The organism is Metallibacterium sp. (assembly GCF_054637675.1).
In genome coordinates this window covers 42304-54351 of the sequence record NZ_JBTSRB010000018.1, presented here as the reverse complement: position 1 = coordinate 54351, position 12048 = coordinate 42304, and the positions used below count along the sequence as shown (strand labels likewise).

The 12048-nt window shown below is 66.5% G+C and carries 15 protein-coding genes; 6 read left to right on the top strand and 9 right to left on the bottom strand.

The genetic code is table 11. From position 1 onward, the window contains the following. Positions 1 to 106 precede the first annotated feature (106 nt). The 7 genes from ACYDAT_RS07855 to ACYDAT_RS07825 all read right to left on the bottom strand — a co-directional run bounded on the left by ACYDAT_RS07855 (position 107) and on the right by ACYDAT_RS07825 (position 4354). Positions 107 to 253, bottom strand: a complete 147-nt coding sequence (locus tag ACYDAT_RS07855) for a DUF3309 family protein (protein ID WP_461449431.1) — start codon at positions 251 to 253, stop codon at positions 107 to 109. Between the two features lie 108 nt (positions 254 to 361). Next, entirely contained in the window at positions 362 to 514 is a 153-nt protein-coding gene (locus ACYDAT_RS07850; protein WP_461449429.1) for a DUF3096 domain-containing protein, read from the bottom strand. Positions 515 to 618: 104 nt separating this feature from the next. Beyond that, entirely contained in the window at positions 619 to 819 is a 201-nt protein-coding gene (locus ACYDAT_RS07845; protein WP_461439630.1) for a CsbD family protein, read from the bottom strand. A gap of 102 nt (positions 820 to 921) precedes the next feature. Beyond that, positions 922 to 1086, bottom strand: a complete 165-nt coding sequence (locus ACYDAT_RS07840; protein WP_461439629.1) for a DUF1328 domain-containing protein — start codon at positions 1084 to 1086, stop codon at positions 922 to 924. Positions 1087 to 1434: 348 nt separating this feature from the next. Further along, positions 1435 to 1917: a GNAT family N-acetyltransferase gene (locus ACYDAT_RS07835; protein WP_461449427.1), complete on the bottom strand. Its 483-nt coding sequence runs from the start codon at positions 1915 to 1917 to the stop codon at positions 1435 to 1437. A gap of 161 nt (positions 1918 to 2078) precedes the next feature. After that, on the bottom strand, positions 2079 to 3869 hold the full coding sequence (locus tag ACYDAT_RS07830; RefSeq protein ID WP_461439626.1) for an acyl-CoA dehydrogenase C-terminal domain-containing protein: 1791 nt from the start codon (positions 3867 to 3869) through the stop codon (positions 2079 to 2081). A 29-nt stretch (positions 3870 to 3898) separates the two neighbouring features. Continuing rightward, the gene (locus tag ACYDAT_RS07825; RefSeq protein ID WP_461439625.1) at positions 3899 to 4354 is read right to left on the bottom strand and encodes a hypothetical protein; all 456 of its coding nucleotides are present in this window, start codon (positions 4352 to 4354) and stop codon (positions 3899 to 3901) included. A 258-nt stretch (positions 4355 to 4612) separates the two neighbouring features. On the opposite strand from ACYDAT_RS07825, the gene rpsP reads away from it, so the two are divergent. The 4 genes from rpsP to rplS are packed head-to-tail and all read left to right on the top strand — an operon-like array spanning position 4613 to position 6540. Further along, positions 4613 to 4864, top strand: coding sequence for a 30S ribosomal protein S16 (gene rpsP, locus ACYDAT_RS07820; RefSeq protein WP_297900139.1), 252 nt, complete (start codon positions 4613 to 4615; stop codon positions 4862 to 4864). Continuing rightward, positions 4861 to 5370: a ribosome maturation factor RimM gene (rimM, locus tag ACYDAT_RS07815; protein WP_461439624.1), complete on the top strand. Its 510-nt coding sequence runs from the start codon at positions 4861 to 4863 to the stop codon at positions 5368 to 5370. The genes rpsP and rimM overlap by 4 nt, the downstream gene beginning before the upstream one ends. Positions 5371 to 5387: 17 nt before the next feature. Then, a complete protein-coding gene (gene trmD / locus ACYDAT_RS07810) occupies positions 5388 to 6137 on the top strand; it encodes a tRNA (guanosine(37)-N1)-methyltransferase TrmD (RefSeq protein ID WP_461439623.1) in 750 nt (249 codons plus the stop codon). A gap of 46 nt (positions 6138 to 6183) precedes the next feature. Beyond that, complete coding sequence (gene rplS / locus ACYDAT_RS07805; protein ID WP_461439622.1) at positions 6184 to 6540, top strand: 50S ribosomal protein L19; 357 nt, start codon at positions 6184 to 6186, stop codon at positions 6538 to 6540. A gap of 125 nt (positions 6541 to 6665) precedes the next feature. On the opposite strand, the gene ACYDAT_RS07800 is transcribed toward rplS, so the two are convergent. Next, positions 6666 to 8705, bottom strand: coding sequence for an EAL domain-containing protein (locus tag ACYDAT_RS07800; RefSeq protein ID WP_461442110.1), 2040 nt, complete (start codon positions 8703 to 8705; stop codon positions 6666 to 6668). Positions 8706 to 8825: 120 nt separating this feature from the next. Further along, complete coding sequence (gene epmB, locus ACYDAT_RS07795; protein ID WP_461439620.1) at positions 8826 to 9833, bottom strand: EF-P beta-lysylation protein EpmB; 1008 nt, start codon at positions 9831 to 9833, stop codon at positions 8826 to 8828. A gap of 89 nt (positions 9834 to 9922) precedes the next feature. Between epmB and efp the strand changes: the two genes are divergently transcribed. Both efp and ACYDAT_RS07785 read left to right on the top strand, forming a co-directional pair. Further along, positions 9923 to 10489 carry an elongation factor P gene (gene efp / locus ACYDAT_RS07790; protein WP_297922211.1) on the top strand — a complete coding sequence of 189 codons (567 nt, stop codon included), beginning with the start codon at positions 9923 to 9925 and terminating at the stop codon, positions 10487 to 10489. A gap of 220 nt (positions 10490 to 10709) precedes the next feature. Further along, on the top strand, positions 10710 to 12038 hold the full coding sequence (locus ACYDAT_RS07785; protein ID WP_461439619.1) for a TRZ/ATZ family hydrolase: 1329 nt from the start codon (positions 10710 to 10712) through the stop codon (positions 12036 to 12038). Positions 12039 to 12048: the final 10 nt, after the last annotated feature.

The window sequence follows — 12048 nt, the reverse complement described above, 5'->3', positions numbered from 1 at the left end:
GATCGCCAACATGCTCGGCGTGCGTCGCGAGGGCGTGACCGAAGCGCAGGCACAAGGAAGGAAACGCTGCGCGGCATTCCTGCAACCGAAGCAGCACGGCAGCGACTCAGATGCGGCCCATGAGCAGCAGAATGATCACGATGATCAGGACGATGCCCAAGCCACCGCTGGGTCCATAGCCCCAGCTTCTGCTGTGTGGCCAACGCGGAATCGCGCCGAGCAAAAGTACAATCAGGACAATCAGCAATATCATGCCAAGCATCGGGTTTCTCCATGCGCAACGGGCGGTGACGCAGGTGCACTGCCACCATGCGCGGATCGATTGACGGAAACACAGCAGGGTCGCTGCAGTGGATGCGGATCAGAGATGCAGGGCGCCCGTGCCGAAGATTCCGATCAGTCCGATGATGATCAGATAGATCGCGACGATGTAATTCAGCAGTCGCGGCATGATCAGGATCAGCACGCCGGCAATCAGCGAAACCAGTGGCCCGATACTCAGATACAGATGCATGATGATGTTGTCCTTTGATCACGCGATAGCACATCGCGCCAGTGATCAGCCTTCGGTTGTTGAAAAGTGCCTCGCGGATCGGCAATCGGCCCGTCTGAGCCGGTTCAGCGCAGCGACCGCTCGAATGCGGCGACCTGGGCGTCGGCCATGTCCTTGGCGATGCCATAGCGCTCTTGCACTTTGCCCACCAGGTACTCGCGATGGCCGTCCTTCTGGCCCAGATCGTCGTCGGTGAGCTTGCTCCACTGCGTCTTGAGCTTGCCGTGCAGTTGTGACCACTTGCCTTTGATGATGTCGTTATTCATTGTTGTTCCTTCAAGTTGGTGGGTACGGAGCAGCGATGGACTTCTGGCGCACGCTGCCTGTCTTGCCGAACAGGAACGGGCTTGGCATCAAGCGCGCCTGCATCAATGTCGGCCGCGCCGGCTGTAAACAAACGAGACGAGAAACAGCACCAGAAACACGATGAACAGGATCTTGGCGATTCCAACCGCGGCGCCGGCGACACCGGTAAAGCCAAGAATCCCGGCGGCCAGCGCGATGACCAGGAATATCACTGCGTAATACAGCATGCTGTCGCTCCTCAATTGTGATCGCATGACGCTGGGCTCCATGGCGGCGGGGTGGACAGATCACGGCAAAGTGCGGTCGATTTGGAACTGGTCGAACATGCAGCAGCCGGAAGAACGTCGTGGCTGATTCATGCGCCGCCAGAGCGGGTGCCGCACTTGGCAGAATCCGAACGGAACTTTATCCATCAGATGGTTTGCAGTCGGTGCGCTGACGTACAAAGCAACCGTGTGCTCTCGGTGACACCGGTGCGATGTGCTCGTTGAATGCGCCTGCGGTGCGGACCCCGGGGTGTTGGACTGCGAAGTTCAGTCATGCCATGCCCACCGCGCGCAGCGATGGGTGCGTCCTCACCGTAGCGGCCGCACCAGCTTGAGCAGGTCGGTGTGGAAGCCGTTGCGCTCGTACAGGGTGCGGGCGCGGGTGTTGCCGGGGAACACGTTGAGGGTCAGCGCGACGGCGCCGTGTTCGCGCGCCCAGTCCTCGGCCCAGACGAGCAGGGCGCGGCCGATGCCTTGGCTTTCGCGCGCGGCGGGCACGGCGAGGTCGGAGATGTGCGCGGTGGGTTTGCCGCTGAGCAGGTCGCTGCTTTTTTGCAGATGCAGCAGCGCGGCGGGCTCGCCGTCGTTGTCTTCGGCGATGAACATGTAACTGCCGGGCGGCTCGTCCAGCAGGTGCCGGCGCAGGTCGCCGCGCAGGTGGCTGAGCGCCTCGCTGCGCTTGCGCCACGCGGGCAGGTCAAAGGCCAGCAGGCGCTCGGCCAGACTCAGGATGAAAGCTTCATCGCCGGCTTCGGCGAGGCGGAAGTGCAGCTCCGGGGTGGTGTCGCTCATGCGCGGTGCGGTCGTGACGGCGGCGGTGTGTCGTGGGAGCCAATTTAGCCTGAACGCAGGGCTGTGGAAAAGGGCCGGGCGCTTGTGGCGTCGCGTCGTGGTTTGCACGCACTGCGGAAACGCCGTGTATGCGTTTTCGCAGTGGTGTCTGTATCTGTGGCTCAGCCGAACAGCGCTTCCGGCAGATCCATCAGGCTGGCGGCGCCGGCGCGCAGGCTCGTGGCGTGCGCCTCGGTGCGCGGCAGGATGCGCTGAAAGTAGAACCGCGCGGTGGCGCGCTTGGCCTGCTTGAACTTGGCGCCGCGCGCGCCGGCATCGGCGGCGGCTACGCCGCGCGCCCAGAAGTAGGCGAGGGTGATGTAGCCGCTGTAGAACAAATAGTCGACCGCGGCCGCGCCGATTTCATCAGGATTGCCGGCGGCGGCCACGCCCACGCGCTGGGTGATCTCGCCCCATTGCTGCGCCAGCTTGCCCAGCGGGGCGACGAACTCGGCGAGCGGCGCGTTGCCGGCATGCTGCTGGCAAAACGCGCCGATGCGCTCCAGGAACAGCTTGAGTCCCGTGCCTTGCAGTTGAAACACCTTGCGCCCGAGCAGATCCAGCGCCTGGATCTGCGTGGTGCCCTCGTAAATGGTGGTGATGCGCGCGTCACGCGCGAACTGCTCCATGCCCCATTCGGCGATATAGCCGTGGCCGCCAAGAATCTGCTGGGCGTCGTAAGTGCACTGGTTGGACAGCTCGGTGAGCAGGCCCTTGCAGATCGGAATCAGGAACGACAGCTCCTGCTCGGCGCGCTCGCGCTGTGCGGCATCGGTGCTGCGCAGTTCGGTATCGCCCAGCAGCGCGGCGTGCAGCACCAGCACGCGCCCGGCTTCGGCGATGGCTTTCTGCGTGAGCAGCATGCGCCGCACATCCGCGTGCACGATGATCGGGTCGGCCGGTTTGGCGGGGAACTTGGCGCCGCTGAGCGCGCGCATCTGCAGGCGTTCGCGCGCATAGGCGAGGCTGTTCTGGTAAGCGCGTTCGATCAACCCCAGGCCTTGAATACCGACCGCGAGACGCGCCGCATTCATCATGGTGAACATGGCGGTCAGACCTTTGTGTGGCTGGCCGACTAGATAGCCTTCGGCACCGTCGAAGTTCATCACGCAGGTCGCCGAACCCTTGATGCCCATCTTGTGCTCGATCGAGCCGCAGGCGACGCCGTTGCGCGCGCCCACGCCGCCATCGCGCGCCACCTTGAATTTGGGCACCACGAACATGGAAATACCCTTGGTGCCGGCCGGAGCGTCGGGCAGGCGCGCCAGCACCAGATGCACGATGTTCTCGCTCAGATCCTGCTCGCCGCCGGTGATGAAGATCTTGGTGCCACTGATCTTGTAGCTGCCGTCGCTGCCCGGCTCGGCGCGCGTCTTCAGTAGGCCCAGATCGGTGCCGCAATGCGGCTCGGTCAGGCACATGGTGCCGGTCCAGCGCCCGGCGACGATGGGCTTGAGAAACACCTCGCGCTGCCATTCCTCGCCATGTTGCAGCAGTGCCTCGGTGGCGCCGGCCGAGAGCAGCGGATAGTTGCTCCACGACAGGTTGGCCGAGTCCAGCATCTCCTTGACCAGCGCGCCGATGGTCTCGGGCAAATCCTGGCCGCCGTAAGCCTCGGGCGCGGTCAGCCCGGCCCAGCCACCAGCCACGAACTGCGCGTTGGCGTCCTTGAATCCAGCCGGCGTGGTCACGCTGGCGCTGGCCTTGTCGTAGTGGCAGCCCTCGGCGTCGCCGCTCTGGTTGAGCGGGGCCAGTACCTGCTCGCTGAAGCGCGCGGCTTCATCGAGTACGGCGTCAATGAGTTCGCGGTTGAGCGCCTCGCCGCGCGGCAGCGCCTTGAGCACCCGTTCGGCGTCGAGCACGTCGTAGAGGGCAAAACGCATGTCTTCCAGCGGCGCGGCGTACTTGGTCATGGTCGATCTCGGGATGGGCGGGAATATGGTCAGCGCCAGGCGTCGGGCAGGCCGGGCACCGGCGACAGGTAACCCTGATGCGTCAGCGGATAGTCGCGTTGGTCCCCGGGCTTGGGTCCGGCGCGTACGCTGCCGTCGAGGTTGTAGGCGATGTTGCCGGCCTTGTCGGCCAGCAGCGCAGCGCGCGCGGCAACGCCGGGCTGCAGAGTGAGCACGGCGACGTCGGAGCCGGTCGCGGCGATGTCCATATCCAGCGTCGTGTCGACCAAGCCGGCCAGGTGTCCGGCGATGCTCAGGCGCAGTTCCAGTCGGGTGAAGCGCATGCTGCGCAAGGCGTAATTTTGCAAGCGCACGGTGACCCGCCAACGGCCATCGGCCTGCTGGCGGATCTCCTGCACGCTGGTCGCGGGCGGGAAGATCGGCCGGGTCGTGGCGCAGCCAGCGAGCAGCAGCACGGCGACAAGTGGGATGAGCGCACGCTTCATGACAAACCTCGAACAAGCGTTTGAATCATACTCCCGAGTATGGTGTGGCCCGCAAGCCGGCTGTGGCGTTTGGCGGCACCTGCCGCGGTCGCCAATGCCAGCCAAAAACACGGCGTGGTGACTGCCGGCGAGACCGCCGCAGACTTGCCCGAGCGTCGGAAGGGGCTTTCTTTTGCGCCGGGAATGCTTACAATACACGGCTTTTCCACGCCGCAATCCCGGAACGGGACTCGGTGTCACTCGGGAGTTTTGTTCCTCATGGTCAAGATTCGTCTGACGCGCGGCGGCGCCAAAGGTCGCCCGTTCTACCACGTGGTAGTCACCGATCAGCGCAGCAAGCGCGATGGCCGCAGCTTGGAGCGCGTCGGGTTCTTCAATCCGATGGCCGCCGGTGGCGAACAGCGCCTGCAGCTTGACGTGGCCAAGGTGCAGGGCTGGGTGGCCAAGGGCGCGCAACTGTCCGACAAGGTGCGCGTGCTGGTCAAGGAAGCCTCGCGGCAAGCTGCTTGAGCGAAACACGCTGGGTCGTGCTGGGCCGCATCGTTGGCCATCACGGATTGCGCGGCGAGTTCAGGCTGTATTCGTACACCGAGCCTCCCGAGCAGATATTCAGCTACCGCCCCTGGCGCCTGCGGGCCGCCGATGGACGTGAAACCGAGCTGCAGCGCGTCAACGGCAAGCGTCACGGCAAGGCGCTGATCATCAGCCTACCCGGGGTGCTGGATCGCGACGCGGCCACCTGGATGGATGCCGAAGTCAGTGTGGCGCGCGCGGCGCTGCCGCCGCTGGCGGAAGGCGAGTTTTACTGGGCCGATCTCGAAGGACTCGAGGTCATCACCCTCGAAGGCGTGTCGCTGGGGCGGGTCAGTCACCTGATTTCGACCGGCGCTAACGATGTGATGGTAGTGCGGGATTCCGAGCGTGAGCGGCTGCTGCCGTTCGTGCCCGGACAGTGGGTGCAGCAAGTGGATCTGGCCGCCGGTCGCATCGTGGTGGACTGGGATCCGGCGTTCTGAATCGCGGGAGCGGGAACATGCGTATCGATGTCGTCACGCTGTTTCCAGAATTCGTACAGCAGAGCGCGGCGCTGGGAGTGATCGGCAGGGCACAGACGCGCGGGCTGCTCGAGCTCGGCACCTGGAATCCGCGCGATTTCGCCAGCGATGCCTACCGCAGGGTGGACGAACGTCCCTTCGGCGGTGGGCCTGGCATGGTGATGCTGATCGAGCCTTTGCGCGCGGCGCTTGCCGCAGCGCAGGCCGCAGCGGCAACACCGGCGCCCGTGGTGTACCTGAGCCCGCAGGGCACCAGGCTCACCCAGGCGCGCGTCGAGCAGTTTGCGCAGATGCCGCGCCTGCTGCTGCTGTGCGGGCGTTATGAAGGTGTGGACGAGCGCTTGCTCGAACACGCGGTCGACGAGGAAATTTCGCTCGGCGACTACGTGCTTTCGGGCGGCGAGTTGGCTGCCGCCGTCGTGCTGGATGCGGTTGGGCGCCTGCTGCCGGGGGCGCTCAATCACAGCGAATCGGCGGCGCAGGATTCTTTCGCGGATGGCCTGCTGGACTGTCCGCACTACACGCGGCCCGAGCGGGACGCGCTGGGTGATGTACCGCGGGTGCTGCTTTCTGGCGACCACGCGGCCATCCGCCGCTGGCGCCTGAAACAGGCGCTGGGGCGCACCTGGCTGCGGCGCCCGGACCTGCTGGCGGAACGCGTGCTCGATGCCGAGCAACGCCAACTGCTGGACGAATTTCGCCGCGAGCGGCTGGCGGCGTTAGGCTAGGCGTTCATTGTCGGGCGCATGCACTACGGAACCCAGGATCATTGCCATGAACAAGATCGTTGAACAATTCGAAAAGGTCCAGATGACGCGCACCCTGCCCGAGTTCTTTCCGGGCGATACGGTGGTGGTCAACGTCAAGGTCAAGGAAGGCAACCGCGAGCGCGTGCAGGCCTTCGAGGGCATCGTCATCGCCAAGCGCAATCGTGGCCTGCATTCGGCCTTCACGGTGCGCAAGATCTCGCACGGCACCGGCGTCGAGCGTGTGTTTCAGGCGCACAGTGCCGCGATCGATTCGGTGCAGGTCAAGCGCCGCGGCAAGGTGCGTGGCGCCAAGTTGTATTTCCTGCGCGAGCTGGAAGGCAAGGCCGCGCGCATCAAGGAAGACGTCGCCGCGCGCGACTGATTCCGGCTTGGCTGGTTCCCGCCTGCGGGCTTCGGCCTGCTTGCGCTTGACGCCCGTTTTGCCACCACCCGCACGCGCGTCGTGCGGGCTTGGTCGTGTCCGCGCTGCGCATCCGCGCGCGGTGCTCAGCCGGCGAGGCGCTCGGGCTCGTGCTGGAAATTGCCCTGCACGTAGCTGATGCCGGCGGCAAACAGCAACGACACGCTGTTGACGTCCTCGACCCACTCGGCCACGGTTTCCTTGCCCCGCGCCTGCGCCTGCTGCGCGATCTCGCGCACGCGCCGCTGATTCTCGGCATTGCGCGCTAGGTCGTTGACGAAGCTGCGATCCAGCTTGAGGAAATCGGCGTCGACGTGATCCAGCAATTGGAACGAGTTGAGGCCGACGCCGAAACGCTCCAGCGCCAGACGGCATCCCAGTGCGCGCGTCTGCTGGCTGAAGCGCCGTGCGTGCCTGAGGTTGGTCACCACCTCGTTTTCCTGGAACTCCAGAATCAGGCGTTGGCCATCGACGCTGGACTCACGCAACTTCTCGCCGATCCAGTCGGCCAGTTTCTCGTCGAGCAGGCTGGGCGTGGAGATCTTGACGAAAAAACTCTGCTGCGAGAAGCCGGACGAGCCCAGCAGGCGGATCGCCTCGCGCAGCACCCAGCGGTCGATCGCCGGCAGCAGGCCGTGACGCGCGGCCACCGGCATGAAAATGCCGGGCAGCACCAGACCTTGCGCGCCGTCCATGCGCAGCAGCAATTCGCTGAGGTTGCTCTCGCTGCCGAGCAGGGCGATCACCTGCTGGTGGAACATCACGAAGCGACCATGCGCCAGCGCGTCGCGCAGCAGGTTGTGCCAACGCTTGTCTTTCTCGGCCTCGGCGCGCTCCTGCGCGGCCGGGTCGAACAGCGCGAAGCGATTGCCGCCCTCGCCCTGCGCGTTGCGCAGCATGTTGCCGGCCTGATCGAGCACCGCCGCGGTGTTGGCATTCTTCTCGCCCATCAGGCTGCCGCCGATGCTGATGGTGACCACCAGCGAGTGATTGCCAAGATCGAGGATCGCGCCGTTGATCGCCTGCAGCAGCGCGGTGCACAGCACCTGCACCGATTCGTGCGGGCGTCCGCGCAGCAGGATCACGAAGCCGTGGTCGGAGAAGCGCGCGGCGATGTCGTTGGGACCGAGCACGCCCTTGATGCGCTCCACCGAGCCGCGCAGCAGCGTATCGACGTTGCTGATGCCGATACGATCGACCACGCTGGCGAAGTGGTCCGGCTCCAGCAGCAGCACGGCCTGATCGTTGCGGCCCTTGCCGGCGTCGGTGACCGCGTTGCCCAGCAGATCGATGAAATGGGTGCGGTTGTACAGTCCGGTCACGGCGTCGCGCTGCAGCTGTTCCAGCAGCGATTCGTCCACGACCTGGCGGCGCACGATGATCTGCAGGCAGGGCTCGCCCTCGAACGAGGCCTGCGAGAACTCCAGCAGTGCGTCGAACACGCTGCCATCGGCGCGCTTCAGGCGCAGGTCCAGCCGTGCCGGCGGCGGTTCGCCGCGTGACAGGCGCTTGAGCAGGCCGCGGAAGTCCTCGGTGCCGTCCTCGGCGACCAGATCAAGCAGGGTCTGACCCTCGATCTCGGCGAATTCCTCGAAGCCGAGCATCTCCAGGTAAGCCTGATTGGCGCGCACGTGCATGCCCTCGTGCACATAGGCGATGGGGTCGCGCGAGGAATCCAGCAGCGCGTCGCAGCGGCGGTCGGATTCGCGCAGGGCGGCCTCCAGGCGGCGCACCGCGCGGCGCGCGATGAGCGCTTCGGCTTCCTGCAGCACGATACCGCGCAGTTGTTCGCTATTGCCGGCCAGCGCCACGGCGCGCGCGCCGCCGCGAAAGGCCTGTGCCAGCGCAGCGGCATCGATGTTATCCAGCAGCGCCAGTAGCGCGATGTCGCGCGCGCTGGCGCCGATCAGGCGCGCCACGTCCGCCAGCGGTAGATCGCGCGCGCTGGGTACCGCCAGCACCAGATCCGGGCCGAGGCTGTCCAGCGCCGCCAGGAACTCCGCCTCGTTGCCCACGCGCGCGGGGCGCACGGCGATACCGCCATTGCGCAACTGGCTGATGATCTGTTCGGCGTGCTCCAGCGCATCGGCGACAAACAGGATCTTGATGACGGAGTCTTGCTTCATGCACCCATCTTATTCGGCGAGGCCCGCGTGGCGCGGGCGTTGTTCCCTGTTTCGGCTTTTACCGCAAGCAAGACGTCATTGCCATGCCTGGCGCGCGCGCGACGAATGTTGGCGAACGCATCACGGACTTTGCAGCGGGGTCTTGGCGGGCTGGCCGGGCTCCTCGCGCACCAGCCGCGGCAGCAGATAACCGGGCAGGCGCTGGCGCAGGGCATCCACCAACTCCAGCGCGCGCGCATCGTCCACCTCGAAGTGCAGCGTGCCCTGCACGTGATCGAGCTGGTGCAGGTAGTAGGGCAGCACGCCGATGGCGAACAGTTGCTCGCTGAGCGCACGGAGGCAATCGGCCGAGTCGTTGATGTGCTTGAGCAGCACCGATTGATTGAGCAACTGCGCACCGGTCGCGCGCAGGCGCGCGCAGGCGTCGGCCACGCTGGCGTCCAGTTCCTGCGCGTGGTTGGCGTGCAGCACGATGACCACCGGCCATGGCAAGGCGGCGAGCCACGCGCACAGTTCGGCATCGACGCGCTCGGGCAGCACCACCGGCAGGCGCGTGTGCAGGCGCAGGCGCTTGAGCTGCGGCAGATCGCGCAGCGCGTCGCTCAGCTCGGCCAGCTTGGCGGTGGACAGTGACAATGGGTCGCCGCCGGACAGGATCAGCTCGTCGATGTCCGGGCGCGCGCGCAGCCAGTCCACGGCGCCGCGCCAGTGCTGCGCGGCGGCGGCTTCTTCGGCGTAAGGAAAATGGCGACGGAAGCAGTAGCGGCAATGCACCGCGCAGGCGCCGCTGGCGATCAGCAGCGCGCGCCCGCGGTACTTGTGGATCACTCCCGGCGCGGCGCGCGCGGCGCCATCGCCAACCGCATCCAGCAGCGCCGCGGGGCGGCTGTCGCACTCGGCCAGTTGCGGCAGTACCTGCAGCAGCAGCGGGTCGCGCGCATCGCCGCGGCGCATGCGCGCCACGAAGCCGCGCGGCACGCGCAGCGCGAAGCCGGCATCGGCGGCCGGCAGGTTGCCAGCCAGATGCGCAAGATCGAGCAGATGCAGCAACTCGTGCGCGTCGGTGATCGACTCGCGCCACAGGGTCTGCCAGCGTGGCTGCGGGCGCGTGCTGCTTGCCGCTATCATTGATGGTTCCAGTTCCGGGCCAGCCCGGCGCCAACCCCCGCATTCTATCCGCATGCCGCCCGCGCGCGGCCCCACGCCTCGGAGCACGCATGGCCAGCTACGGACTCAACGACGTCAAGAACGGCCTCAAGATCATCATCGACAACGACCCCTACACCATCGTCGATGCCGAGTTCATCAAGCCGGGCAAGGGTCAGGCGTTTACCCGCATCCGCATCCGCAACCTGCGCAACGGGCGCACCGTCGAGCGGACGATGAAGGCCAACGAGTCGGTCGAAGGCGCGGATGTGGTCGACAGCGACATGCAGTACCTGTACAGCGACGGTGAGTTCTGGCACTTCATGCAGCCGGACAGTTTCGAGCAGCACACCGCCGACAAGACCCAGGTGGGTGACGCCGCGCAATGGCTGAAGGGCGAGGAGATGTGCATCGTCACGTTGTGGAACGGCGTGCCGCTGACGGTGACGCCGCCCAATTTCGTCGAGCTGAAGGTCACCGAGACCGATCCCGGCGTGCGCGGCGATACTTCCGGCGGCGGCGGCAAGCCGGCCAAGCTGGAAACCGGCGCGGTGGTGCGCGTGCCGCTGTTCGTCAATCAGGACGAGATCATCAAGGTCGATACGCGCTCCGGCGAATACGTCGGACGGGTGAAGTGACGCGCCGGCGCGCAAACGCAGTTCGCGCCTTTGCCGGCGCGCCATCCCCGCGCAGGCGGGGATCCAGTGGGGTGCGGCGCGCGAACGCAGTTCGCGCCTTTGCCGGCGCGTCATCCCGGCGCATGCCGGGATCCAGTCGGGCTTGCGCTGCGCTGCGCTGGATCCCGGATCTGCGCTGCGCGCCGTCTACAATGACGTCATTGACGGAGATGCCGTCATCATGAACGGCATAGCCACACCCATCGACTTGCTGCTCAGCGCGCGCTGGGTGGTGCCGGTGGAGCCGCGCGGCGCGGCGCTTGAGGATCACGCCGTGGCCGTGCACCAGGGCGCGATCGTCGCGCTGCTGCCGCAGGCCGAGGCGCAGGTGCGCTACCGCGCGACACAGCACATCGCGCTGGGCGAGCACGCGCTGCTGCCGGGGTTGGTCAACGCGCATACGCACAACCCGATGACGCTGCTGCGTGGCCTCGCCGACGACCTGCCGTTGATGACCTGGCTGCGTGAGCACATCTGGCCGGTGGAGGCGCGCGTGCTGGGACCGGAGTTCGTGCGTGACGGCACCGAGCTGGCCATCGCCGAGATGCTGCGCGGCGGCACCACCTGCGCCAATGAGAATTACTTTTTCCCCGATGTATCGGCGGCCACCTACCGCGCGCACGGTTTCCGCGCCGTGGTCGGGCTGCCGATCATCGAGTTTCCCAGCGCCTGGGCGCGCGATTCCGACGAGTATTTCGCGCGTGCCTGCGAGCTGGCCGATGCGCTGCGCGACGACGCGCTCATCAGCGCCGCCTTCGCGCCGCACGCGCCCTACACGGTGGGCGACACCAGCTTCGCGCGCGTGCGCCTGCTGGCCGATCAGCTCGATCTGCCAGTGCATTTGCACCTGCACGAAACCGCGCAGGAAATCAGCGACTCGCTGCGCGAGCACGGCCAGCGCCCGCTGGCGCGCCTGCAGCGCATGGGATTGCTCAACGATCGCCTGATCGCGGTGCACATGACGCAACTGACCGAGGCCGAGATCGCGCAATGCGCGCAGGCCGGCGTGTCGGTGGTGCATTGCCCTGAGTCCAACCTCAAGCTGGCCTCGGGTTTTTGTCCGGCCGAGGCGCTGCGTCGCGGCGGCGTCAACCTTGCCCTCGGCACCGACGGCTGCGCCAGCAACAACGATCTGGACATGTTCGGCGAGATGCGCAGCGCGGCGCTGCTGGCCAAGGGCGTCAGCGGCGATGCCAGCGCCATGGACGCCGCCAGCACGCTGCACGCGGCCACCCTCGGCGGCGCGCGCGCGCTGGGGCTCGACGCGCGCATCGGCTCGATCGTGCCCGGCAAGCGCGCCGATCTGATCGCCGTGCGCATGGACGCGCTGGAAACGCAGCCGCTGTATCACATCGTCTCGCAACTGGTGTACGCCACGCCGCGCAGTCAAGTGAGCGATGCGTGGATCGACGGCCGCGCGCTGCTGCGCGACGGCGCGTTGACCACGCTCGAACGCGATGTCCTGCTGCGGCGCGCGCGCCATTGGCGCCAGCGCATCGCCACCATCTGAACCCGACCCA